This window comes from Nocardioides sp. NPDC023903, assembly GCF_040639295.1.
In the GTDB taxonomy this organism is placed as follows: Bacteria; Actinomycetota; Actinomycetes; order Propionibacteriales; family Nocardioidaceae; genus Nocardioides.
The window spans coordinates 76,163-100,543 of sequence record NZ_JBEZZS010000015.1; the positions used below are offsets into that span (position 1 = coordinate 76,163).

The 24,381-nt window shown below is 65.7% G+C and carries 19 protein-coding genes; 2 read left to right on the top strand and 17 right to left on the bottom strand.

From position 1 onward, the window contains the following. Positions 1-24 precede the first annotated feature (24 nt). Complete coding sequence (locus AB0F44_RS17025; protein ID WP_357357333.1) at positions 25-915, bottom strand: NAD(P)-dependent oxidoreductase; 891 nt, start codon at positions 913-915, stop codon at positions 25-27. Positions 916-1,155: 240 nt separating this feature from the next. Here AB0F44_RS17025 and AB0F44_RS17030 point away from each other — a divergent pair, with 240 nt between their 5' ends. Together AB0F44_RS17030 and AB0F44_RS17035 are read left to right on the top strand one after the other, a co-directional pair. Further along, on the top strand, positions 1,156-2,538 hold the full coding sequence (locus AB0F44_RS17030; RefSeq protein ID WP_357357335.1) for an MmgE/PrpD family protein: 1,383 nt from the start codon (positions 1,156-1,158) through the stop codon (positions 2,536-2,538). 36 nt (positions 2,539-2,574) lie between these two features. After that, entirely contained in the window at positions 2,575-3,549 is a 975-nt protein-coding gene (locus AB0F44_RS17035) for an NAD(P)-dependent oxidoreductase (protein WP_357357337.1), read from the top strand. Between the two features lie 85 nt (positions 3,550-3,634). On the opposite strand, the gene AB0F44_RS17040 is transcribed toward AB0F44_RS17035, so the two are convergent. From AB0F44_RS17040 to AB0F44_RS17115, 16 genes are all read right to left on the bottom strand, one after another. After that, complete coding sequence (locus tag AB0F44_RS17040; RefSeq protein WP_357357338.1) at positions 3,635-5,053, bottom strand: MmgE/PrpD family protein; 1,419 nt, start codon at positions 5,051-5,053, stop codon at positions 3,635-3,637. Between the two features lie 94 nt (positions 5,054-5,147). Continuing rightward, entirely contained in the window at positions 5,148-6,605 is a 1,458-nt protein-coding gene (locus AB0F44_RS17045) for an aldehyde dehydrogenase (RefSeq protein WP_357357340.1), read from the bottom strand. Between the two features lie 57 nt (positions 6,606-6,662). Next, entirely contained in the window at positions 6,663-7,880 is a 1,218-nt protein-coding gene (locus tag AB0F44_RS17050; protein WP_357357342.1) for an ABC transporter ATP-binding protein, read from the bottom strand. A gap of 30 nt (positions 7,881-7,910) precedes the next feature. Beyond that, positions 7,911-9,626, bottom strand: a complete 1,716-nt coding sequence (locus AB0F44_RS17055; protein WP_357357344.1) for an iron ABC transporter permease — start codon at positions 9,624-9,626, stop codon at positions 7,911-7,913. 72 nt (positions 9,627-9,698) lie between these two features. Further along, complete coding sequence (locus tag AB0F44_RS17060; RefSeq protein WP_357357346.1) at positions 9,699-10,754, bottom strand: extracellular solute-binding protein; 1,056 nt, start codon at positions 10,752-10,754, stop codon at positions 9,699-9,701. Positions 10,755-10,988: 234 nt separating this feature from the next. Further along, positions 10,989-11,693, bottom strand: coding sequence for an SDR family NAD(P)-dependent oxidoreductase (locus AB0F44_RS17065; protein WP_357357348.1), 705 nt, complete (start codon positions 11,691-11,693; stop codon positions 10,989-10,991). Positions 11,694-11,710: 17 nt separating this feature from the next. After that, entirely contained in the window at positions 11,711-13,249 is a 1,539-nt protein-coding gene (locus AB0F44_RS17070; protein WP_357357350.1) for an aldehyde dehydrogenase, read from the bottom strand. Then, positions 13,243-14,619, bottom strand: a complete 1,377-nt coding sequence (locus tag AB0F44_RS17075; RefSeq protein ID WP_357357352.1) for an MFS transporter — start codon at positions 14,617-14,619, stop codon at positions 13,243-13,245. The genes AB0F44_RS17070 and AB0F44_RS17075 overlap by 7 nt, the downstream gene beginning before the upstream one ends. A gap of 228 nt (positions 14,620-14,847) precedes the next feature. After that, the gene (locus AB0F44_RS17080) at positions 14,848-15,996 is read right to left on the bottom strand and encodes an SMP-30/gluconolactonase/LRE family protein (protein WP_357357354.1); all 1,149 of its coding nucleotides are present in this window, start codon (positions 15,994-15,996) and stop codon (positions 14,848-14,850) included. Then, complete coding sequence (locus tag AB0F44_RS17085; protein WP_357357356.1) at positions 15,993-17,375, bottom strand: MFS transporter; 1,383 nt, start codon at positions 17,373-17,375, stop codon at positions 15,993-15,995. Before AB0F44_RS17085 ends, AB0F44_RS17080 begins: the two co-directional genes overlap by 4 nt. Before the next feature lie 38 nt (positions 17,376-17,413). Then, complete coding sequence (locus tag AB0F44_RS17090) at positions 17,414-18,898, bottom strand: aldehyde dehydrogenase family protein (protein ID WP_357357358.1); 1,485 nt, start codon at positions 18,896-18,898, stop codon at positions 17,414-17,416. 50 nt (positions 18,899-18,948) lie between these two features. Then, positions 18,949-19,731 carry an N-acyl homoserine lactonase family protein gene (locus AB0F44_RS17095; RefSeq protein WP_357357360.1) on the bottom strand — a complete coding sequence of 261 codons (783 nt, stop codon included), beginning with the start codon at positions 19,729-19,731 and terminating at the stop codon, positions 18,949-18,951. Between the two features lie 42 nt (positions 19,732-19,773). Further along, positions 19,774-20,811, bottom strand: a complete 1,038-nt coding sequence (locus tag AB0F44_RS17100; protein WP_357357362.1) for an ABC transporter permease — start codon at positions 20,809-20,811, stop codon at positions 19,774-19,776. Between the two features lie 13 nt (positions 20,812-20,824). Continuing rightward, positions 20,825-22,309 carry a sugar ABC transporter ATP-binding protein gene (locus AB0F44_RS17105; protein ID WP_357357364.1) on the bottom strand — a complete coding sequence of 495 codons (1,485 nt, stop codon included), beginning with the start codon at positions 22,307-22,309 and terminating at the stop codon, positions 20,825-20,827. A 23-nt stretch (positions 22,310-22,332) separates the two neighbouring features. After that, entirely contained in the window at positions 22,333-23,478 is a 1,146-nt protein-coding gene (locus AB0F44_RS17110) for a substrate-binding domain-containing protein (protein ID WP_357357366.1), read from the bottom strand. Positions 23,479-23,547: 69 nt separating this feature from the next. Then, complete coding sequence (locus AB0F44_RS17115; protein ID WP_357357368.1) at positions 23,548-24,303, bottom strand: SDR family oxidoreductase; 756 nt, start codon at positions 24,301-24,303, stop codon at positions 23,548-23,550. Positions 24,304-24,381 lie beyond the last annotated feature (78 nt).

Genomic DNA, 24,381 nt, shown 5'->3' on the forward strand with positions numbered 1-24,381 from the left:
CTACCTCTCCATGAGTTCGCGTGCCTAGCTGTCCGTCTGGTCGTCGGCACTCTCGACGTACCACTCGGCCATCAGCTGGCTCTGGTCGGCCTTCGGCCCGAATCGCTCTACTGCCAGCTCGGTCGACCTGCGGACGAGGTTCCCGACCGGCATCTCGTGTCCCAGGGACTCCGCCAGCTCGGTGGCCAGGCGTACGTCCTTGAGCATGAGCTCGAGCGTGAAGTTCTGGGGCTTGTACCCCTCGCCGGAGAGCAGCAGCCGTGGATAAGTGACCTCTGTCGCATAGTTGCGGCCGCTGCCCTTGTTGATGACGTCGACGACAACCTCCTGCGCCACACCGGCCGCGACTCCCAGACGGATCGTCTCCAATGCGGCGAACCGGTTGCACGCGTTGAGCAGGTTGTTGACGAGTTTTATGGCATGTCCGGCTCCGACAGGCCCGACGTGAACGACCTCGTCGGTCACTTCCTTCAACAGGGGCTCGACGCGGGCGAACACATCCTGATCCGCCCCGACCATGAGCAGAGCCGTGCCCTCGTACGCGCGCGGCACGCCACCGGCGATGGGGCAGTCGACGTAGGTGACGCCACGCTCCCCCAACGCCGCGACGAGCTCGACATCTGTCGTCGGCGTTCCGCTGGTGTTGTCGATGATGGTGGTGCCAGGAGCAAGCCCCGCGGCGAGTCCATCAGGGCCGAGCAGCAGGTCGGTCACCTGCGGAGGACCCGGAAGGCAGATGAAGATCGTCCGGCACTTCTCGGCGATCTCCTCCGTGTCCGCGAACCGGGCACCTGCCGCCACCAGTTCCGCAGCAGCATCCGGGTTGCGATCGTTGACCAGGAGCTCGTGCTTGAGCAACCGGCTGGCGATCGCGGCGCCCATCGCGCCCACGCCGATGAACCCAATCGTGTCCATGCCCATTACGTCCCTTTCCAATATGTCTCACATCGCCGAATTGGCCGGAACCAAGCGGCGCCTCTGCGGTCGACGAGCAGCACGTGGCCCACAGCAAGGAAGAAGTGCTCGGGCGGCGGCCCTGTCACGAACGGTATGTCCGGCATCTTTCCCCGAAGCAGTGGTTGTCGTCACATCTCGTATACTGTCAGACTATAGTCACATTGTGAAGTGACGCACCAGACAGGATCGAGGCAAGGCATGGCCGCAGATGCACGAGACGTCTCCCGCTCCATGGCGGAGATGGCAGCAACCGTCACGCTCGACGCGCTGAGCGGACCGGCACTGGAGGCGGCCAAGATGAGCATCCTCGACACTCTCGGCGTGGCCCTGGCGGCGAGTGGTGCCGAACCCGCTGTGCAAGGCCTCGTGGATCTTGTCGGCGAGGACGGAGGGCGAGAGGAGTCCACCGTCTGGGGCCGTGGCATTCGAGTGCCCGCAACCAACGCCGCGTTCGCCAACGGGGCGATGGCACACTGCCTCGACTTCGACGACCAGACCCCGTGGGGCCAGCACGCCTCCAGCTCCGTCGTACCAGCTGCACTGGCAGCTTCTGAGCGCGCCGGTACCGTCACCGGAGCTGACCTGATCGCGGCTGTGGCGGCCGGACAGGACATCTTCGCCCGCCTGCGGTGTCATGTCGGCTGGCGTAAGGACTGGAACCTGTCCAGCGTCGCTGGCGTATATGCCGCCGCCGCGGCCGCGAGCCGGGTGCTCGACCTGCCCAGCACCACGCTGCATCATGCCCTCGGAATCGCCAGTCAGCAGTCGGCGGGCATTGCGGAGGTGATCACTGGCACCGGCAGCGACCTGCGGTGCGTGTATGCCGGCTTCGCCGCGCGCGGGGCGGTCACCGCGGCGCTCCTGGCCCAGCGGGGTCTCACCGGAGTGGACCTGTTGTTCGAGGGGCCGTACGGCGTGTTCAACACCTACTTCGGCGGTCGCCACGACCGTGATGCGATGCTCGCCGACCTCGGCACCGACTTTCGCGGAGCGGGCACCCTCTACAAGCTGTGGCCATCGGTGGGAACATCACACAGCCATATCCACGCAACGATCGAGCTCCTGGCAGAACACCATCTCGAGCCTGAGGACATCGAGGAGATCCGTGTCTTCGTGGGCGACTATCACCAGGTGATGTGCACTCCGCTCGATGATCGACGGGCGCCCGAGACGCTGGTCGACGCGAAATTCAGCCTTCCCTTCCTGGTGGCTCTGGCAGCGGTTCACCGGTCGGTACGGGTGGCGCACTTCACCGACGCCGGCCTGCACGATGATCGGGTCCGATCACTCGCCGTCAAGGTGACGCCGGTCCTGGACACGTCGTTGGACTGGAAGCTCGAGCTCCCTCCCGGACGCGTGGAGGTCGTCACCAACGACGGCCGCAGGTTCCAACGGGAAGGCTCGGGCTATCCGGGTAGCCCGCAGGCGCCGACCACCTGGGACCAGCTTGCCCAGAAGTTCCGAGAGTGCGCGGGGGTCGCCGCGCACCCGCCCACCCCAGCGAACGTGGAGTCCGTGATCGACCTCGTCCGGGACCTCGAGTCGGTCCCAGATGTCGCCGCGATCGTTCGCCGCGTCTAGCCGCACCTGACCTCGCCACCTATGAAGGGATCCAGAATGTCACCCGCCCCATCACCCGACACGGCGTCGGATGCCCGACCGCTGACCGTCTTGGTCACCGGCGGTGCAGGTTTCGTCGGCTCAAGGGTCGTAGAACTCCTATCCGAGACGACCGACCACCGAGTCATCGCGCTCGACGTAGCTCAGAACGCCCGGTCCGAGGAGATCTCTCGACTCCCGAACGTCGAGTTCCGTGCCGCGGACCTGCGAGACGTCGAAGCCCTCGATCCGATCGTCGGTGAGGCCGATGCGATCGTCCACATGGCGGCCGTACGCACCCAAGCGGCCGCGGCTCGCCCCAAGGACGCGCACGACGTGAACGTGGGCACGACCTATGACCTGCTCACACTCGCGACGCGGCACGGTCACTCGCGGTTCGTCTTCGGATCCACCAACACGCTCTACGGTCCCTACGACAACCCCGATGCCGCCCCGTTCAGCGAGGACCAACCGTGGGTGTGCCGCGGCATCAACATGTACGCCGCGACGAAACTGGCGAGCGAGGCCTACCTGGAGGCATTCACCGGGCTCGGGGGGCCGTCGTACCTCGCCTTGCGGATCGGCCCGATCTACGGCCCGCGGGTGAGTCCCGGTTCGAACGGGTCCATGTCGATCGACATCCTCCAGGCCCTCGACGCCGGCGAGCGGCCGTCACTGGCTTGGACCCCTGACTCGATCCACTCGTTCGTGTACGTGGACGACGTGGCCAAGGCGATCCTGGCGTCCCTCACCGCCGAGCAGGCCAATCTGGCGGTCAACGTGGTCGGAGCACCAGTGACGACCCAGCAGTTCTGTCGCCGGCTGATCGAGCTCTACGGGCACGACCCGTCACAGATCGATTGGCGCGGTGAGCGCACCCGCTACCAGCGGGTGAGCCAGGATCGCATGCGGGAAGTGCTGGGTTTCACCCCCGAGACCACACATGATGAGGGGCTTCGCGCCGTCATCGACTGGTACCGCGAGCAGAAGTGATGTGAACGACGGAGCGGTCCGAGTCATCCCTCGTGGGGCGACTCGGACCGCTTCTGATTTCGCCGGGGATCCGTTGGAGCTCGGCCTAGGGCGTGCGCGGCGCCGTGAGCGCGAAGATCCGGTCCAGGGAGGACTCGGCCTCGAGGCGGCCGATGACCCGCAAGAGCTCGTCCGCCTGCTGCTGCCCCAACAGCGACTGCGTCTGACCGAAGAACTTGCCCGCGAACTCCTCCTCGCTCATCGGCCTCAGAGGATGGCCCTTGGGGTTCACTCCCTCGAGGACCACCTCTTTGCCGTCCTTCAGCTGGATCTCGAAGCGGCAGGCCATCTTCCACGGAAAGCTGGCGGTGTAGCCCGGGTCCTCGATGAGCTCGATCGTGTCGGTCACTCCCAGCACGTCCTCGGCCTGAAATCGAGTGGGCTCGAACGTCTCGTGCGTGATTTTGCCATCAAGCAGCGCCGCAGCGATCAGGTACGGACCGCTGTGATCCGCGGTCTCGCGGTTCGTCGGCTTCCAGATCGCCGGCTCCGACTCCCGCGTGACGACCGACTTGCTCTCCATGTAGACCTTCATCGCCGCGATCTGGAGCGGGTCGATCGTCTCGCGCACCTCGATGGCCATCTGCACCGGCAGCTGCATTTCGTAGCGCAGCGGTAGGTGCTTGAAATAGGTGTTCTCGATCCGGAACTGATGATCCGGTCCACCGAACGGGCCGAGGGAGAACTGGTGATCAAGCTGGCGCATGAACCCGCGGGAGCCCTCGAAGGCCATCTCCGGTCCGGTGACTCCCGCCTCTGCCAACAGAGCGGCGAAGAGGCCGTTGCGACTCCCGTTGGGGCCTGCCAAGCCCTTCCAGTTCGAGATCGAACCGACCCGAGACTGGTAGAGGCAGATGTTGGGAACGACGGCCAGGCGCAGCGCATTGGCCACCTGCTCGGACGAGAGGCCGAGGAGCCTGGAGGCCGCAGCGGCGGTGGCGATGCTGTGGAAGGTCGGGTGGTCCCAGCCGTTGCCGCGGATCACGACCTCGTCGACCAGCTGGCCGCAGACCTCGTAGGCGATCACGAGGCCGAGGATCGTCTCTGCGCCGGTGGCACCGGCGATCTGGGCGGCGGCCAGCACTCCCCCGATGTTGTCGCTCGGGTGCGGGCCGGTGTCTCCATGGGCGTTCGATTCGTCAGTGCCGAAGTAGTCGTCGTTGAAGTCGAGGCATCGGATGGCCGACCCGTTCACGAATGCCGCCATCTCGGGGGTCGTCTGGATCGACGTACCAAACAGCGTGGCCGGACGCGTGCTAGTCGCCGTCGTCGCAACGGTTCGCAGCGCCCGTACGACGTCGGTCTGCGCTCCTGCGACACCGCATCCGATCGCGTCGAGGAGACAGCGCTTCGCCGCCGCGCGAGCAGTCTCGGGGATGTCCGCGTAGCTCACCTGGGTGACGAACGAGGTGAAGTCACGGACCACCGAGTCCGCGATCTCGGTGAGTGGCTGGGTGGCGGTCATCAAATGTCTTCTTTCTTTCGGCCGACGTGGAACCGGCGTGCACATACGTTGACAGGCGCTCCCGGTGGGGCCAGCGCACTACAGGACCGCTTGCTCACAGAGCGATCTCCACATCGGGCGCCAGCCCGATGGAGCGCATCTCGGTGTAGGCCGAGAGCCCCTCCGGGCCGTTCTCTCGCCCGAGACCGCTCTCCTTGAACCCGCCGAACGGAGCACCGAGCCCGATTGCGGAGCCGTTCAGCTCGACGGCTCCCGTACGCAGCTGCCGGGCGATGGTGAGCCCGCGCTCGACGTCGGTGGAGAACACGGCGCCGCTCAGGCCGTAGGAGGTGTCGTTGGCGATGGCGACGGCGTCACGCTCGTCGGCGTAGCTGAGCACGGAGAGAACCGGCCCGAAGATCTCCTCCCGGGCGATCGACATGTTCGGACCGACATCGCTGAAGAGAGTCGGCTCGACGAACCAGCCCCGCGGCTGACCGGCCGGACGTCCACCCCCGGTGACGAGCTTGGCTCCTTGCTCGCATCCGGCGGCGATATACCCCTCGACGCGACGCAGCTGCGCTTCGGTGACCATGGGGCCGATCTGGGTCTCCTCGTCGTGCGGATCCCCGACCGACAGGGACGCCACCATCGCCTCGAGACGGCCAACGAGCTCGTCTCGATGACGCTCGGGAACCAGGACGCGGGTCTTGAGGGTGCACACCTGTCCGCTGTTGCGGAACGCACCCATCCGTAGGGCCTCGACCGTCTGGTCCAGGTCCGCGTCGTCGAGCACGAGCGCCGCTGACTTGCCGCCGAGCTCGAGACTCACCCTGCGCAGGTCATGCCCGCACAGCGAGGCGATGCGACGGCCTGCGGCCGTCGAACCGGTGAAGGTGACCTTGTCGACGCCGGGGTGCACGACCAGGGCCTCGCTCGCCTCACGATCGGCCGGCACGACGTTGACCACGCCAGGGGGAAAGCCCGCACGCTCGATGAGCTCCGCGAAGAGGAAACCGGTGAGCGCCGTCTGGGGTGCGGGCTTGAGCACCACGGTGCATCCGGCGAGGAGCGCCGGCACCACCTTCTGGACGCTGATCCCCAGTGGCGAGTTCCAGGGGACGATCGCTGCGACCACGCCGACCGGCTCATGGGACACGAGCGCCCTGCCCGTCCGTGCGCTGCGGATCTCCTGGAACGGGAAGTCGCGAGCGACGTCGAGATAGGCATCGATGATGTCGAGGGGTGCACCTGCCAGGATGGTGCGCGACTGAGTGATCGGGCAGCCCATCTCGTCGGTCATGAGCTGCGCACTGGATTCCTGCTCTTCCTGGAGCAGCCGACGCAGCTCGATGATCAGGGCGACGCGCTCCTCGAGCGAGGTCCGCGCCCAGGGGCCGTCATCGAACGCACGCCGAGCCGCGGTCACGGCCGCATCGATGTCGGCAGGCGACCCCGCCTTGAAGCGGGCGAGCACCTCCTCCGTCGTTGGGGAGACGACGTCCAGCGCCTCCCCCGAACCTGAGACCCAGGTCCCATCGATGAACAGATCCGAACGGCCTTGCCAAACCATGCTTCCTTCTCTCTGATGCGTTGTCTGCGTGTGAGGTTCGAGAACACCACCCGCGAATTACTTCTGCCCGAGCACGGTCGTCTCCAAACCCGGCGCTGCACTGGCCGCCTCGTCGCTGGCAACGGCGGCCGCCGGCGCCGGCAGGGTGTCGTCCAGATCCTCAGCGGACACATCGCGGGGCACCGGCCACACGCTGCGGCTGTCGAACACGGCACAGACTTCCTCTCCCGGGGAGAAGCCCTCGATCTCAGTGGGAAGGACCTGGGCACGAGCCTTGAACTCACCGACTGTCAAGAAGACGTCACACAGGTTTCCGGCGTACACGATGTCGCGGATCCTGGACGGCAGCGCCACAACGGAGTCGTTGGAGTCGACCTCGGACAGGCGCTTGATTCGGATGCACTCCGGCCGGACCGACAGCATCACCTGCTCACCGGTTGCAAGCCCGTGCCGAACACGACCAGCGACCAGCTGGGAGTCCTTGGAGTCGAGTCGGTATGTCGAGATTCCTCCGGTCGCGCCAACGGACTCGATGCGAGCCGGCAGTAGGTTGCTGAACCCGACGAACTTGGCCGCGAACTCCGACTCCGGGGTCTCGTACAGTTCCCGAGCGGTGCCCTGCTGAACGATCTGACCACCGTTCATCAAGACGATGCGGTCCGAGATGACCATGGCCTCAGCTTGGTCGTGGGTGACGTAGACAGCCGTTGTTCCTACGCTCTTCTGGATCCGTCGCAGCTCGAAGCGCATGGTCTCGCGAAGCTTGGCGTCCAGGTTGCTGAGGGGTTCGTCGAAGAGCAGGACCCCAGGTGCCGCCGCCAGGCTGCGGGCCACCGCCACGCGCTGCATCTGGCCGCCGCTGAGCTGGGCGGGTAACCGGTCCTCGAGACCCTCGAGGCCCACCACGCCCAGGACCTCGGCGACACGCGCCTTGATGCGCTTCTTGTCCCACTTGCGCAGGCTAAGGCCGTACGCGATGTTCTTGAACACGCTCATGTGCGGCCACAGGGCGTAGGACTGGAAGATCAGCCCCACGTTACGGCGCTCGGGCGGCACCGTGTAGCCCTCACGGGACAGCACCTTCTCACCGATGGTGATGCTTCCACCTTGGATGTCCTCAAGCCCGGCGAGGGATCGGAGCAGGCTGGTCTTGCCACATCCGCTGGGTCCGAGAAGGGAGACGAACTCGCCTTCCTCGACGTGGAGCGAGATGCCGCGCAGCGCTACGAAGGTGCCGTAGTCCTTGACGACGTCATCAATGGTTATGTTGGACATCAGCTTTGCCTCTCAGAAGCGGGGAACACGTTACTTGCCGCGCGGGAACAGGTTGACTCGGAAGACCAGCGCCGCGATGGTCACCGCCGCGAGGATGAGAGTGGACTCGATGATCGCGAGCGCTGCGGCCTTCTGGTACGCCCCGGCGCTCATCTCGTTCCACATCAGGACCGGTACAACGACCGACTTGCTGGTGTAGGTCATGATCGCGACGTTCAGCTCGCGGGTGCAGTAGATGAGGAGGAGCAACCACCCCGACAGGACGGTCGGCTTGAGGAGCGGGATCGTGATCGACCGCATCGTCTTGGTGACGCCGGCGCCGGCCACGCGAGATGCCTCCTCGAGCCCCTTGTCGACCTGGACGATGCCCGATGAGATGACGCGAAGGGCGTGGGGCAGGAACCTGGCGCAGTACGCGATCAGCAGCAGCCACACGGTGCCGTAGACCGGGCTGCCGACGTACGCCCACAGGACCCCGACCCCGAAGACGATGCCGGGGATGGCCACGGGCAGCATGCCGACCGCCTCCATCGTGGCCCGGAACGGCGCGTGGGTCCGGTTACGGATGTAGGACAGCGCGAACGCGATCACCACCGCGATGGTGGGGGTCGCCGAGCCGACGAAGATGGTGTTCTGGACCGCGATCTGGAACCGCGGCGACGCCAGCGTGGTCTCCCAGTTCTGCAGGGTGAAGAGATCCCAGGAGAGATTCGGCGTGTAGTACTGCAAGAAGGTGGTCAGGAGCAGCGCGGCAGCTGGGAGAACGACCCCGACAAGGACGTACAAGGCAGGGATCAGGAACGCCACCCACCGCCAACGCCCCAGCTTGAGGGTGACGGGGCGCGCCCCCTTGCCGCTAATGGTGACGAACCGCGAACTGGTCTTAGTTGCCCGCGCCTGCAACAGCGTGCCGACCAGCATGATGAGCAGGAGCGCGAGTCCGGCGGCCGCCGCACCGCCCCAGTTCGGGGGCGCGGCGGTCGTGTTCTGGTAGATGAAGAACGGCAGCGTCCGGTAGCCGGCCGCGGTTCCGATGAGGCCGGGGATGCTGAACATCTCCGCCGCCAGGACGAACACCATCAGGGCCGCCGAAAGGATTCCCGGAAGGACCACAGGAAGCGTGATCTTGCGCATCGTGCGAAACACCGAGGCCCCACCCACGCGCGAGGCCTCTTCGAGGCTGCCGTCCATGTTGAGCATCGGCCCGAGCGTGAACAGGTAGGCAAGCGGCGCGAACGCAAGCACCATCACGAAGACCAATCCCGAGAAGCTCATGATGTTCACGATCCCGGCGCCTTCACCGAACCACTTGGTCAGGAATCCGTTGATGAGGCCCGACTTCTTCGACCCCAGCAGCACCCAGGCCACGCCACCCGCGAAGGGCGACAGGAAGATGGGGAGCGAGACGAGCACCGAGAGCGGGCCGCGGAACGGAACGTCGGTCCGCCCCAGGATCCAGGCGAACGAGACACCCAGGATCACGGAGAAGAGACTGACGAGGAAGCCCAGCCAGAGCGAGTTGCGCAGAGCGGTCCAATACGACGCGGTGGTCGCCACCGTCGTGATGTTGTCCCAGGTGAACTCGGACGTAGGCGAACCTGGCGAGTCGGTCTGGAGCGCGGCATAAACCAGGTAGCCGAGCGGAAGCACGATCAAGGCGAGCGTGACGATGTATACGGGAGTCGACAGTGTGACGTCCGACTTTCCGCGGACCCTGTCGATGAGTGTGGGTGTTGATGCAGACATCTCGTTCCTTCGCGAGTGGGAGACTGGCTGGTCGGTGGCGCCAGGAGGATCGCCCTGGCGCCACCGACTGGCTCACTTCTCCTCGGCGGCACCCATGACGTCGTTGAAGGTCTGGTAGAGATCGTCGTAGTTCTTCTCGACGACGTCTTCCTCCACGAGGCGCGGGTCCTTGGAGTCCTGCCACCAAGGGGCGTCGCTGACCGGGGTGTCGAACCCTTCCCGCCGAGCAGTCCATGCCAGCGTCTCCTGGATCGCCGACTGCCCTGACTCCGAGTAGAGCCAGTTGAGGAAGACCTTTCCGGCGGCCGAGTTCGGTGCTTCCGTCACCAGCGCGGAACCGAAGGTGTAGAACGGCGCGTACTCTGCGGTCACGCACTCGAGCGGCTCGCCACCAGCATGGGCGCGGGCTCCGTAGCTCGTGATCACGTTGTACACGACGTCGTACTCGCCGGCGATGGTCTGCGGCACGGCGACGTTTCCGCTGTTGTAGACGGTGGGGTCCAGAGCCGCGAGGTCTTCGAGCCAGGGCTTCCCCAGCGACTTGTCCCCATAGACCCACTCCGTCATCGCGAAGCGGTAGCCGAAACCGTCGACATTGACAACCGCCGCGCGCCCCTTCCACGTTGGGTCGGTCCAGCCCTCGTAGGTCTTGAGCAGAGCCGCCTCCTCCTCGGAGACGTTGTCCGGGTTGTAACACGCGCCGCTGACCAGGTCGCTGAAGGAGTAGACCGCATCGGGGATGTAGGCCGACTTGTCCTGGGTGAAGAGCTCGACGTCCTCAGGAGTGAACTTCTCGATGTAGCCCTCGTCGTTGATCCGCTCGAACGCCGACATACCGGCGAGCAGCAGGACGTCTGCGTTCGACAGGCCGGAACGCTTCTCGGTCAGCACGCGCTCAGAGACCTCGTCGCCCGTGCCCGAGACGTAGCTGACGTTGATCCCCGGGAACTCCTCGTTGAAGAGCTCGACCAGCTGGTCGAGCTCGGTGTTGCTTGAGGTGCCGACGAAGACGCTGAGCTCGCCACCGGCATCAACCGCATCCTGGTAGAGAGCCTTCTGCGTGTCCGATACGTCCGCGCTGACCTCGCCACCTCCGCCGCCACCGAAACCGGCGCAGCCTGCAGCCATGACGCTAAGGCTGGCGACCACCGCACATACCAAGGTCGGTCGTCCTGCCCTGCGTCGTGCACGACTCTTCTTCCAGGCCATGGTGTCTCCTAACAATCGAATGTGACCCCGAGCACAGTGGTTACAACGTACCTTCGATTGTCCAGCGTGACAACTGTCTGACTGATAGCACTGAGGAGTTTTCCCTACAACCAGGTCCTCTCCTGCGAACTGCTCAGACCGCGCCCGCGGAGGTCAGTGGAATGTGCGCCCGCCGTCGGTCGCCAACGCCGCTCCCGTGATGTAGGAGGAGTCCGAGGACAGCAGGAACCGGATGGTGTGCGCGATCTCGATCGGGTCAGCGAGCCTCTTCAACGCGTAGTTCTCGACGTTGCCACGATGCCCATCAGCCATCGCAGTGTCGACCATCCCGGGGCAGATCACGTTGACTCGAACCGCTGGCGCGAGCTCCGCGGCCAGTGCCTTCGACAGCGCGATGACGCCACCCTTCGATGCTGCGTACGCGGAGTAGCCGGGCGCGTTCGGAAGCAGTCCCTGTGCCGAGGCGATGTTCACGATCGAAGCGCCACCCTCTCGCGAGAGCCAGGGAAGAGAGCTTCGCGCGACGATGTAGGTTCCAGTCAGGTTGACGTCGAGCACGCGACGCCATTCCGCCGCCGGCACGTCGGCTGCAGCGCCCCGGAACATGATCCCGGCGGCGTTGACGAGGCCGTCGATGCCACCGGACGCCCCGAAGTCCTGGACGCGCCGACGGACAGCCTGCTCGTCCGTGATGTCGACCTCGAGCGCAGCGCCGCCGGTGTCACGCGCCACCTCCTCCAGCGCTTCCTCGTCGCGATCGAGGAGCCCTAGCGTTGCCCCGTCCTCGGCGAGGAGCTTCGCCGTGCACCGCCCGATCCCCGCCGCAGCGCCGGTGACCAGGATCCGCCGACCCCCCATGCCTTGTCTCGCCGCCGTCATCGCATCACGAAGGGGTTGGAGGGCGCCGTCTCGTTGGTGGCGATCACCGTGCTCTTGGTCTCGAGGAACTCCTCGATCCCGTCGAGACCGTGCTCGCGCCCGATGCCCGAGCGCTTCACCCCACCGAACGGGACCATGTAGCTGTACGTCCGATAGGTGTTGACCCACACGGTGCCGACCCGCAGGGCCTTCGACATGCGCATGGCGCGACCGACATTGGTGGTCCACACCCCGGCCACCAGCCCGTACTCGCTGTCGTTCGCCAGCTGCACGGCGTCGGTCTCCTCCTCGAAGTCCATGACCGACAGAATCGGACCGAAGACCTCTTCGCGCGCGATCCTCATATCGTTGGTCACGTCAACGAAGATCGTCGGCTCGACGAACTGGCCCCCGGACAGGCCACTAGCAGTCGCGGGACCGCCACCCAGCACACAACGAGCACCGTCGGCCCGCGCCACGTCGAGATAGCTCAACACCTTCTGATACTGGGGCGCGGTAGCGATCGGCCCGACGTTCGTGCTCCGGTCCCGCGGGTCTCCGAGTCGAATGTCGCCGGCCAGTTCGACCAACTTGGCCAGGAACACCTCCTTGACCGAGCGCTGTACGAGCAGCCGCGAACCGGCGGCGCACATCTGTCCCGCGGCGCCGAAGATTCCCGAGATCACTCCGGTGGCCGCGAGGTCCAGGTCAGCGTCCTCGAACACGATGTTCGGCGACTTGCCTCCCAGTTCCAATGCCACGCGCTTTCCAGTCCGGGCCGCCTGCGCGTAAATCGCGAGCCCGGTTCCTTCCGAGCCGGTGAAGGCGATCTTGGAGACGTCGGGATGATCCACCAGAGCGGAGCCAGCCTCCGGCCCGAGGCCGGTCACAACGTTGAAGACCCCGGCCGGCAGACCTGCTTCCACCATGATCTCGGCGAGCGCCAGTGTGCTGATCGAGGCGTACTCCGACGGCTTCACCACAACGGCGCACCCTGCAGCCATTGCGGGAGCGGACTTCACGGTGGCGAACCAGAGCGGCGAGTTCCAGGCAGTGAGCGCCGCCACGACGCCGACCGGTTCCCGCGTAGTGAACGCGAAGGAGTCAGGCTTTTCCAGCGGGATCGTGGTCCCCTGGATCTTGTCGGCAAGGCCCGCGTAGTAGTACCAGGCCTCAGCGACGGCGGTCAGCTGCCCCTGGACCTCTGCGAGCAGCTTGCCGTTGTCGCGCACCTCAATGTCAGTCAGCCGGTCCTTGTTCGCCGCGATGGCGTCACCGATGTTCCTGAGTACGCGGCCACGTCCGGACGCACTGAGACTCGACCAGGGGCCGGTCGTCATCGACCGCTTCGCCGCGGTAACTGCACGATCGACGTCACCGACACTCCCTCGAGGAATCTGCGCCCACTCCTCCCCGCTGTACGGGTCAGTCGAGGCAAGCCACTCGCCACCCTCGGGCTCGTCCCACGCTCCATCGATCATCAGGCGGTACTTCGTCATCTGAATCCCATCTACGATCTGATCTCTTGGTTCTGTCTTGCTACGGCCACTCACCATCTCTCGGCATCCGCCCCCTCCAGCACGGCTGATTCCCTGCCCGGATGGCCCAAGGCGGCGAGGTCGCGCCCGCCTCCCTCTTCGAGCTTGGATACGGCGACCGCCGAGAACACGATCACGATCAAGCTCGCGAACGCGACCAGTGACGTGCCACCGACGGCCGCAAGCGCCGCGGCGATGAACGGCGCCGGCGAGGAGAAGAGAAGGTTCGTGATCGTGTAAGAAAGCGCCGCCCCGGAGAACCTGACATTCGTCGGGAACTGCTCTGCGAACAGAGCCGGCTCAGCCCCGCTGAGAAACTGGATGGACGACAGGATGAGCGTCACTATCAGCCCCATGGTGATCGGGCTCGAGCTTGCGACGCCGAAGAACAGTGCGACGCCGACGAAACAGCCAGTCAGCCCGAGATACCAGACCCGCTTTCGCCCGATCCGGTCGCAGGTGAGGCCTCCGAGCAGGGCCGCGACGACAGAGACGGCGTGGGCGATCATGAGAATCAGGAACGCAGCCTGAGACGACATCCCGATGGTCGATGACGTCAGGAAGCTCAGGCCGTAGACGGCGACGAGGTAGAAGCTGAGCGTGGTTCCTGCCCAAGCCATGGTGAGCAGCGCGACCTGGCGCGGATGAGTCAGAAGCACTCGCCACCCCTTCGACTCGGCATCCGGCGCGGAGCGACCCTCCTTCGCACTCGCTTCGAAGGCGGGCGTCTCCGAGACCCGCAGCCTGATGAAGAACGCGACGGCCACGATGACGATGCTGCCGAGGAACGGCAGGCGCCATCCCCAGCTCTCGAACTGGGTGTCGGTCAGGGTTGCGCTCAGTACCACGATCGTCAGGTTGGCGAGGACCTGACTGATGGGCGAGCCGATGGTCATGATGGATCCGAAGAAGCCGCGACGCGTCGCATCGCAATGCTCCATCACGATGAGCTTGTTCCCGGTGACCTCACCACCTAGCGAGAAGCCTTGGATCGCGCGCAACAGCACCAACACGACAGCGATACTGATCCCCTGATCCGTGGGCAGAAGACCGATCAGTATCGATGCTCCGCCCATCATGACCAGGGTGGCGAAGAGGATCGGCCTGCGACCGAACTTGTCGCCGAGGTGCCCGAGAACCAGTGCGCCCACAGGGCGCGCCACGAAGCCCACTCCGAACGTCGCGAACGAAGCCAGCAGAGCGCCGGTCTCGCCCATCCCACCGAAGAAGAGCTTCGGGAAGATCGTCGCAGCGAGCGCACCGTAGATGGCGAAGTCGAAATACTCGAGCGCGTTGCCCAGAGACCCGCTCGCGACGGCCTTGACCTGTTGCGATGATCCTCGCCCGCTCGACTGCGAACGGCTGTGCGGGGGTGAACCTGTCGTCATCACATTCTCCTCGGATTGGCGGCGTCGCACCGAACTCGGTGCGTCAGACCGGCATCATCTGAGGCGTCATGCCGTCACTGATGTGACCCCGAGCATCTATACGACGTAAACGAACAATGGCAAGTGGACAATTATCTGACTGAACTATGACGAGTGCGACCGACCGTTGCGCCGGCGATCACGGGCCCGACCGGCGACAGGGCGACGAGGGGCGCCAAGCCCCTCGCTCTACGGCGCAACGTGGAGGTCGGGCCAAGCGGACACTCTGACGCGTACCGCCATCACGCTCGCGGCACGAGTGCTCTGGCGAGTCTCGACGTCGAAGTCAGGGGCCGCGCAGAGGAAGAGTGTGCGACCGTCTTCGCCGCCCAGGGCGACGGCGAAGACATTCGTGTTCTCGCCGGGTCGCACCTCGTCCGTGATGGCACCGCCCTCCACGACACGTACCGCCCGCTTGTTCCTGATGTCGGCGATCCACAGACCGCCCTCGGCGTCGAGGCAGCAGCCGTCGGGAGCGACGGCGACCTCCTTCAGGGCCTCGTCAGGCCGGGTCGAGGTGGGCAGCGGACCAAACTGCGCCCACACCCGACGGTTGACCAGATCACCACCCTCGGTGAGGTCGAAGGCCGTGATCCGGTTCCCGAACGTCTCGTTGACCAGCAGGGAGCCCTCCGGAGTGATCGCGCACCCATTGGGGAACCACACGTCCCTGGCCACCTCGGTGATGGTGCCGTCGGGGTCCACCCGATGAATCGACGTCGGAGCCATGGGCTCATCGGCGTAGATGTCGAATCCGAAGTTGCCGAGGTAGGCACGGCCATGGTCATCGGCAACGAGATCACCGAGATATCCTGCGGCGTGCTGCGCGAGGTCGGCATGGACCACCATCGTCCCGTCGTGCTCGCGGCGCATCAATGTGCGATCCATCATCGAGACCACCAGCAGACGCCCGTCGGCAAGCCAGCCCAGTCCGGACGGCTGATGCGGAACAGTCGCCTCGACCCGAAGGTCGCTGCCGTCCCCGAGGCACGACAGCACCTGGTACGTGTACAGATCCGAGAACCACAGACGGCCGTCACGCCACCGCGCCCCCTCTGTGAAGGTCAGGTCTGGCATGACCGTGCGTGCGGGAGCGTTCATCGTTTTCCTCAATCTGCTCGGCGTGGCATCAACAAGCCCGACATGGCGTCCATGGACGGTCATCGGTTCACGCTGGCGGCGACGGAGCTCGCTGCTGCCGGCCTCGACGAGCACCTCACTAATTGTCACCCAATGAACACCATTGCTATTTGTCAAACTATTGACCTTCCGTGCCGACGTCAATAGGTAAACAGGATTTAACGGCGGCGTGCCCCGGGGTCGGGGGGGGTTCGTCATGGGCGGCTCCCGGCGACCACCACCGCGGTGATGTTGGTGAGATCGCGCTTGCTGGTGTCCTTGACCACGAACGTGCAGGTGGCACTCACCAGGCACAGCAAGGCGAGCAGGAGCGACATCCCGTAGCTGCCAAGGGCCTCCGTCGAGGTGACCGGAGCCGCGACGAGCGGAGGCAGCGCGCCTCCGAAGATCGCTCCCAGGCTGTAGGCGATCGCCGCGGCCGTGTATCGGTAGCGCGTCTCGAAGAGCTCCGAGAGGTACGACCCCGCCACTCCGTAGGCGAATCCAGAGATCAGCGTGCTGATACAGAGTCCCACCCAGAAGATGAGGAGCGACCGCGTGTCGAGTAGGGGGAACAGCACCAGGCACCAGCCGACAGCGACACAGCTGGCCGTGAGGATCACCCGGCGTCGACCGATGCGGTCGGACAAAGCACCACCGGCGACCACCCCGGCAGCCAGGGTAAGCCCGCCGACCACGGCGGCGCCCAGCACCGACGACGAGCCGAGGTCGAGGGCCGACGTACCGTAGTTCACCAGGTACGACGCACCCATGTAGTACAGCGCGAACGGCATGAGCAGAGCTCCACCGCCGAGCAGGATCTCGCGCCACTGACGCCGGATGGCCTCGATGACAGGGAGCTCCGTCTTCTCGCGGCGAGCACGATCCTGCTCGAATACGGGCGTCTCGTTCGTCTTCAGCCGGATCCAGAGCCCGAAGAGGAGAAGCAGGGCGCTGAGCAGGAACGGAATGCGCCACCCGTACGACCGGAAGTCGGCATCGCTCATGGCGAGGTCCGCGATGAAGAACGTGCCAAGCGCAAGGAGGCTCGCGATGGCACCGCCGAGGTTGGTGAACATGGACCAGAAGCCGCGCTTGCCCGCCGGCGCGTGCTCAGAGGTGAAGAGAACCGCCCCGGCCCACTCACCTCCCGCCGCGAGGCCTTGGCACAGACGTAGGGTCACGAGCAGGATCGGCGCGGCCGCTCCGATGGTGGCCGGGGTCGGCAACAGTCCGATCGCCACGGTGGCGAATCCCATGACGAGCATGGTGACGATCAGGGTTCGCTTGCGGCCCAGGCGATCACCGACGTGGCCGAACAGGACCGCGCCGATGGGACGTGCGATGAAGGCGACGCCCAGGGTGCCGAAGGCGGCAGCGGTTCCGGCGGCTTCGCCAAGAGCCGGAAAGAAGACGTGGCCGAAGACCAGGGCCGCCGCGGCGGCGAAGATCAGGAAGTCGTAGAACTCGATGACGGTCCCCATCAGGCTCGCAACCGCGACCCTGATCATGGGGACGTCCGAGGTGACCTCGTTGCCATTACTCGGGCTTCCCCCGATTGGGGGCGTTCCCGGCTTGTCGTTCGTCTGGTTGGTCATGGCGATTCTCTCTGAACGCGATGGGATGGGGTTGGACGTCAGGCGTACGGAAGCGTGCGCTCGGTCGTGAGGTCCCACATGACGGACTTCGGCCTCGTGTAGGCGAGTACGGCTTCGAAGCCGTACTCGACCCCGTAGCCGCTGTGCTTCATGCCGCCGAGCGGCAGCGTCGGGTGTGCTGCTCGGTAGGTGTTCACCCAGACGGCGCCGGCCTCGATGTTCTGGACCAGGTGCTGCAAGGCCATCGCGTCGTTGCCCCACACCTGGGCGCTGAGACCGAAGTCGGACGCGTTCGCACGGGCGAGCGCTTCGTCGACGGTGTCGAACCTGAGCAGGCTCGCCATCGGACCGAACGCCTCCTGCATGGCTGCCGGGTTGTCGTCCTCCACGTCGGCGAGCACCGTCGGCTGGTAGAAGGCGCCGCCGTCGAGCGGCGCCCAGTCGGCGGGGGCACCACCGGCCAGACGAGTGGCGCCGGCGGATACCGCCGATGACACCAGGGCGTCGACGTGGTCGCGCTGGGGCTTGCTGATGAGCGTGCTCATCTGGGACTCGGGGTCGGTGGGCAGCCCGACGCGGATCTCACTCGCGAACTTCGCAACCCGCGCGCACACCTCGTCATAGATCGAGCTGTGCACCAGGATGCGCGAGCCGGCCACGCAGCTCTGACCGCTCTTCACGAAGTTCGAGTGGACGGCGGACGGGACGGCGAAGTCGAGGTTGGCGTCGTCCAGCAGGATGACCGGGCTCTTGCCGCCCAACTCCAGGACCACCGGCATGATGTTCTCCGCCGACTGCTTGATGACAGACCGCCCCGCGCCCACGCTGCCGGTGAACGAGATCATTGCGATCCCGCGGTTGTCCATCAGCATCGGCCCCACGACGTGGCCGCGGCCCGTGACGACACTGAGGACGCCCGGCGGGATCCCCGCCTCGACAGCCAGTTCGATCAGCTTGAACATCAGCAACGGCGAGGTCTCGGGAACCTTGAGCACCATGCAGTTGCCGGCCACCATCGCCGGAGCCGCCTTGAGGCCCACCATGACCGCGTTCGCGTTGAAGGGGGTGATGGCGCCCACGACGCCGTATGGCTCCGGCACTCCGTAGGCGATCCGGTCGGGGAACTGGGAGTAGGTGTTGCCCTGGATCTTGTCGGCCATCCCGGCGTAGTAGCGGATCAGGCGCACGCTGGTGTCGATGTCACCCAGTGCTTCCTTCCGCAGGTGACCGACGTCGGTGATCTCGAGCTCGGCGAGCTCGTCACGGCGCTGCTCGATCAGGTTGGCCCATCGGAACATCATCGCGCCGCGTACGTCGGGAGCGACCTTGCGCCAGGTCTTCTCGTACGTCGCCCGCGCATCGGCGATGATCTCGCCAAGCGTCCCCGCATCCACCTCGAGCGCCTCCCCGATCTGTTCGCCCGTCGCCGGGTTCTCGAGAGGCAGGTACTCCCCCTTGTCCGGGACGATGTTGCCTCGCGCGGAGATGTAGCCAATACGGTGTCGACCGTCGATGTTTGTCATGATCTTCCTCCTCCCCCGAGATCGGGTGATCCCGCCTCGGGGCTTGTGTTTCAGTGGTGTGTTGTCTTGCCGACGGGCTTCGGAGCGCCCATCTCGGGAGCGACCGGAAACCCGGAGCTCTGATAGCTGGACAGCTCGGGGTCGTGATTCATGAGCACGCGGTCGGAGAGATTCGAGATCTTCTTCAGCGACGCCAGCGAGACGGCCGATCCGACATGCGTTCCGGGTGGGGTCGGTAGCGTGAAGTTGTCCATCATGCAGGCGGCGTCACCCGTCACGCAGAGAACGCCTTCCTCGGTGTTGACCAGGATGGACTGGTGGCCGGGCGTATGCCCCGGCGTCTGGATGATCCGCAGTCCCGGCATGACGTCGTAGTGGTCACGCTGGACGAGGCAGTAGTTCATGAAGGTGACGTCGTCGCCGGTCCACTCGATGTCATAGGCCCACGCTTGCTCGCTGCTCGGGTCAGACGCCCAGCGCCATTCCTCGTCGGACACGTAGAACTGCGCCTGCGGGAACGCGAGGTTGTTCTCGGCGTGGTCGTAGTGAAGATGCGAGTTGATCACGATGTCGACGTCGCGCCGGCGCCAGCCGAGCGTTGCCAACGCCGCGTCGATCGTCTCCTCCGGAGCGATCGTGTGGGGCTGGATCCGCGACCACTTGTCGGCATCGCGGATCCCGGTGTCGACCAGGATCCTGCGGCCGCCACCCTCGATCGCGGCGGCCCATATCGGGACATCGAGAACGGTCCCCTCCGGATGTCCATAGACCGTCCCGCTCTTGTCGGCTCGGATCGTGCCCAGCCGAAGAGTGTGGACTTCGAACGTGGTCATCATGCGCGGCTGCTCTCCTTCCCTGAATACGTCCGTGAGGGACTAGCGCCGGGGACTGCGTTGGCCGTGCGCCGACGCGACCAGCTTCGACAGGATTACTCCCACGATGAGCGCGCCCCCGTTGAACACCGGCTGCAGCCAGAACGGTGCGCCGAGAAGGCTCAGCCCGGAGAAGCCCACGGCCAGCAGCGTCACCGCCAAGAGCGTTCCCACGACGTTGAAGATGCCTGGGCGAACGGTCGTGGAACCGAGGAAGACGGCCGCGAACGCCGGCAGCAGGAGGTTGGCACCGAACGATGGGTTCGCCGCTCCAGCAAGGCCCAACTGCAGGATCCCGGCTAGTGCCGCTGTCGCGCCGGCGAGGGCGAACATCGCACATTTGAGCAACGGGACCCGGATACCCACCATCTCTGCGACGCGCTCGGAGCCTCCGGTCGCGTAGATCTTGCTGCCGGCCGGGGTTCTCGTCAGTGCGATGTAGATGACTGCTGCGACTGCCATGACGATCCAGACGGCCGACGCCACGCCCAGGATCCTGGTCTGAACCAGATCCGAGAAGAACGGCGGGATGTTCATCGAGATCGTCTGCCCCCCGCTCACCCCCACCGTGATTCCGCTCACCGCGAGACCCACGCCCAAGGTCGCAATCAGGGACACCACCTTGAGCCGAGCGACGAGGAGCCCCGAGGCCAAGCCGACGAGTGTGCCCATTCCGATGGTGATGAGGAGCGTCATCCCAACACTCATCCCGAGCTCGCTCGAGAGCTTGGCTGCGAGAATCGCCGCGAGTCCCAAGGTGTAGCCGACCGAAAGGTCGAACTCGCCGATCACGACCACCATCAGCACGGACAGGGCGAGCAGAGTGGCGACCGAGTTCTGCAGCGCCAGTCCTTGGAAGTTGGCGACGGTCGGAAACGTATCCGGGGCGAGGACGGAGAAAACGATGATCAGGACAACGATGAGCAGCAGGATGCTGTGACGCTGAAGCAGGCCGGAAAGAAGCTTCGTCCTGGACCCGGCACCCTGTGTAGGCACCGCCGTCGCGTCGGGGATCCCGGCCGCGGTCGTGGTGGCCCCCACGGGGCTCGATGATTCACGCGAAAGTTGCATGAGTTACTTCCTCCAACGTCAGATCGTCTCCGTCGAGCTGCATTGCGATGTGTCCGTCCCGGATCACCAGGACGCGGTCGCACAGTCGGGCGAGGTGCTCAGGCTCGCTCGAGCGGATGACGATGCAGACTCCTCGATCCGCGAGTGCCTTGAGCTGGCCGAAGATGACCTCTCGGGTCTTCGGGTCCACGCCTGCGGTGGGGTCATCCAAGAGCATCACGCGGGGCGACATCAACAACCAGCGTGAGAGCAGGACCTTCTGCTGGTTTCCGCCACTCAGGCTGCCGAAGGGCACCGTCGGGTCGTCGGGACTCACCGCCAGCTCCTCCATGAGCCGGTCGACATCGGCCCGTGCCTGGCGCCGACCCAGCCCATAACGCTCCACCCGCGGGAGGAGCATGTTCTCGCCGACTGTCATCAGCGGAACCCCACCCTCGTTGATCCGGTCCGAGGACAGGAAGTAGACGCCTTCCAAGATGGCGCTGCGCGGGGAACCGCGCTCGAGCTCCGCGCCGCCGATCGTGACGCGACCAGCCGTCGCCTGCGCGACGCCCCCCACGAGGCGAAGCAGCTCGGAGGCGCCTGCCCCGTTGCGACCGGTGACACCCAGGATCTCTCCGGCCGCGCAGCCGAATGTCGCCCCGCGCACCTGGCGTCCCGAGAGGCCTTCCACCCGAAGGTCGGCGTCTGCCGGCATCCTCGTGGCAGCATGTGCGCCGTGGCGGTCGACCTCGCCCTCGATGTGCTTGACCCCGACCATCGCGGCGATCGCCTCGTCCTCCGAGAAGTCCTCGCGGACGAAGGTGCGGGCGATGTGGCCGTCGCGCAGGACCAGTGTCTCGTCGGCATAGGAGGACACCTCAGAGAGCCGGTGCGTCACCATCAGCACCGAGAGACCGCGCTGCGTCGCGTCGTGCACACGGCGCAACAGTCGATCGGCGTCGGCGGAACTGAGTGAGGCCGTGGCTTCGTCGAGTATCAGCAGTGCCGAGTCGACCGGGATGCCGGCCATGGAGATGGCAAGCGACACGAGTGCCCGGTCGCCGGCGTCGAGCTCGCCACACAATCGGTTCGGATCGACGTGGACGTCGAACTCCCCAAGGGTCTCCGCAGCGTCGCGGATCAGCTCACGCCGTTTGACGATCCCTGCGGTCACAGGAAACCCGGTGTGGTGCGCCATCATCTCCGCGACCGTCAGGTTCGCGATGAGCGGAGCCTCCTGATGGACGACCCGGATCCCCCTTCGGCGCGTTTCGCGCGGAGTGAGGTCCCGTGCCTTGATCGTGTCGCCGTTCAAGCTGACACAGGAGCCTTCGCCCGCTCTGTTGATCCCGGTCAGCGCCTTGACGGTGGTGGACTTTCCCGACCCGTTGGCGCCCAGAAGCGCCGATGTGGAGCCGGCCGCGACATCGAACGAGATCTGGCGTACGACCTGATGCGCCCCGTACGACACGGTGAGATCACGCACCGCCAACCGGGTCCCCGCCACCATCACACGCCCCAGATCTTCATGTACTGAGCGACATAGTCGTTCTCCGCCACCCACGGCTTCTCGGGATCGCCGACGTTCTCCTCGGTCAGGAGCTTGCTCGGCGCTCCCTGCGCATAGAGAAGCTTCTCGTTGGTCTCGCCGGGCGTTTTCCACAGGGGCTGACCGGCGAGAAGTCGGTTGAGCTGGTCCACCGCGGCGAACCCGAGGTAGAGGTCGTCCTGGACGACGTCCACCTTCTGCATGTCGCCACTCGCGACGAACCCGAGATTCTGGGTGGCACCCACGCTCGCCACGACCTTCACCCGGTCACCGAGCCCGATCGCCTTCATGGCGGGGATCATGTCGGCGGCCGCGGAGTCGAAGGCACCGTTGACGTACGTGATGTCGGGGTTTCGCTGCAAAGTGTTCGCGATCCGCTGGCCCAGGCCGTTGCCGATATCCGTCACCACGAACTGCTCCGTTGCCACAACCTCACACCCGGCACATGAGTCGATGACGCGGTTCATCTCGGTCTGGATGTCGCCCTGGCTCGCGAACTCCTTGTCCACCGTCTGGAGAACCTTCGCCGAACCCCGCGAGTCGGCCACGATCCAGCTACCCAGGGCCTCGCCCCAGTAGCCGTAGTCGGCGCCGACGTCGAACGCGACGCCGCCCCCTGCGGCGATCCCGACACCGGTGGTGCCGACGGGAATTCCCTTCTCAGCCGCGAGGTCCAGAGAGGACTTCATCGGCACCGGGTCGGCCGCGGCCAGGATGATCGCGTCGACACCACTGTTGATCGCCTGGGTGGCGGCCCTGTTCCACTCGACGGGGTCACCCTTGCCGTCATAGACCGAGACGCTCCAGCCGAGCAGCTCGCCCGCCTGCTTGATTCCCTCCGCCTGGCGTACGCAGCCCGAGACGACTGCAGCGCACTCGATCACCGCGATCTCCTTGTCCTTGACCGGAGCTGGCGCCGACGCCGGGCCGTCCCACTCCGTCACCGGCGCCGTCGCTTCGTCGACGACCTTCTGATGCGAGGCGAGCTCGGCGTCGTTCAGAGCATCTCCCGACGACGCCCCCGTCGAGGCGGTTCCACAAGCGGTGAAGACCAGCGCGCCGACGGCGACCGCGATCGTCGCGGTGTTTTTACGATGTGACCTCATGTTCGTCCTCTCTCATGAACTCGCCGTCCGAGCTGCGGCCCCAATGAAATGCGCTGGCTCCCGGAAGCCTCAGATGCCGGCCGTCTGGCCGCCGTCGATCGACACCACGGACCCGACGGCAAAGCTGGCCTCGTCGGTCAGGAGGAACACCACGGCGTTCGCGATCTCGTGCGGTTCGCCGACGCGGCCGATGGGCTGTGCCGCGTTGATCCGGCGGGCGCTCTCCTCGTCGTCGAGCATGTAAGCGGTGAACGGCGTCCGGACCATCCCCGGCGCGACGGCGTTGACCCGAATGCCGAGCGGCGCCAGATCGAGTGCCATCGTGTACGTCATGCCTGTGACCGCGAACTTCGATGCGACGTAGCCGACCCGGTTGGCGACGCCACGGACGCCTGCGCCTGAGGAGAAGTTGACGACCGCTCCGGGTGCCCCGGCGTCGACCATCCGTCGCGCGACCGCGCGGGTCGTGTTCAACGTCCCATCGACATTGACGGCCATGACGCGCCGCCAGTCGTCGGGGTCGACATCGAGCACCGATCCGACGCACGTGATGCCCGCAGAGTTGACCAGGCCGTACGGAGTGCCGAAGCGCTCCACCGCAGCATCGGCCAGCGCCTCGGTCTGCTCCGGATCGGTCACGTCCGTCGGTACCGTCAGCACCCGTGACGGGTCGCCGAGCTCTTCCGCGAGGATGTCGAGGCCCGCCTTGTTGAGGTCGGCTGCGACGATCGACGCGCCCTCCGCGAATGCTCGCTTGACGGTGGCCGCGCCCATCCCGCTGCTTGCGCCGGTCACGATGATCGACCTGCCCTGGAGACTTCCCATGTCTTCAACCGTTCTCTCGACTGCGTGTGACGGAAGTCTCGTTCCCCTTGGCTATTTGCGAAAGGTCAAACTTTTCCA

Bases quoted from the DNA above. Each gene is read 5' to 3' on its own strand.
- AB0F44_RS17085 (WP_357357356.1), bottom strand. From the start codon at position 17,375: ATGACCAACCAGACGAACGACAAGCCGGGAACGCCCCCAATCGGGGGA.
- AB0F44_RS17060 (WP_357357346.1), bottom strand. From the start codon at position 10,754: ATGGCTGCAGGCTGCGCCGGTTTCGGTGGCGGCGGAGGTGGCGAGGTC.
- AB0F44_RS17030 (WP_357357335.1), top strand. From the start codon at position 1,156: ATGGCCGCAGATGCACGAGACGTCTCCCGCTCCATGGCGGAGATGGCA.
- AB0F44_RS17075 (WP_357357352.1), bottom strand. From the start codon at position 14,619: ATGACGACAGGTTCACCCCCGCACAGCCGTTCGCAGTCGAGCGGGCGA.
- AB0F44_RS17070 (WP_357357350.1), bottom strand. From the start codon at position 13,249: ATGGTGAGTGGCCGTAGCAAGACAGAACCAAGAGATCAGATCGTAGAT.
- AB0F44_RS17040 (WP_357357338.1), bottom strand. From the start codon at position 5,053: ATGACCGCCACCCAGCCACTCACCGAGATCGCGGACTCGGTGGTCCGT.
- AB0F44_RS17090 (WP_357357358.1), bottom strand. From the start codon at position 18,898: ATGACAAACATCGACGGTCGACACCGTATTGGCTACATCTCCGCGCGA.
- AB0F44_RS17115 (WP_357357368.1), bottom strand. From the start codon at position 24,303: ATGGGAAGTCTCCAGGGCAGGTCGATCATCGTGACCGGCGCAAGCAGC.
- AB0F44_RS17045 (WP_357357340.1), bottom strand. From the start codon at position 6,605: ATGGTTTGGCAAGGCCGTTCGGATCTGTTCATCGATGGGACCTGGGTC.
- AB0F44_RS17065 (WP_357357348.1), bottom strand. From the start codon at position 11,693: ATGGGGGGTCGGCGGATCCTGGTCACCGGCGCTGCGGCGGGGATCGGG.
- AB0F44_RS17080 (WP_357357354.1), bottom strand. From the start codon at position 15,996: ATGACGAACCCCCCCCGACCCCGGGGCACGCCGCCGTTAAATCCTGTT.
- AB0F44_RS17095 (WP_357357360.1), bottom strand. From the start codon at position 19,731: ATGACCACGTTCGAAGTCCACACTCTTCGGCTGGGCACGATCCGAGCC.
- AB0F44_RS17110 (WP_357357366.1), bottom strand. From the start codon at position 23,478: ATGAGGTCACATCGTAAAAACACCGCGACGATCGCGGTCGCCGTCGGC.
- AB0F44_RS17025 (WP_357357333.1), bottom strand. From the start codon at position 915: ATGGACACGATTGGGTTCATCGGCGTGGGCGCGATGGGCGCCGCGATC.
- AB0F44_RS17050 (WP_357357342.1), bottom strand. From the start codon at position 7,880: ATGTCCAACATAACCATTGATGACGTCGTCAAGGACTACGGCACCTTC.
- AB0F44_RS17055 (WP_357357344.1), bottom strand. From the start codon at position 9,626: ATGTCTGCATCAACACCCACACTCATCGACAGGGTCCGCGGAAAGTCG.
- AB0F44_RS17035 (WP_357357337.1), top strand. From the start codon at position 2,575: ATGTCACCCGCCCCATCACCCGACACGGCGTCGGATGCCCGACCGCTG.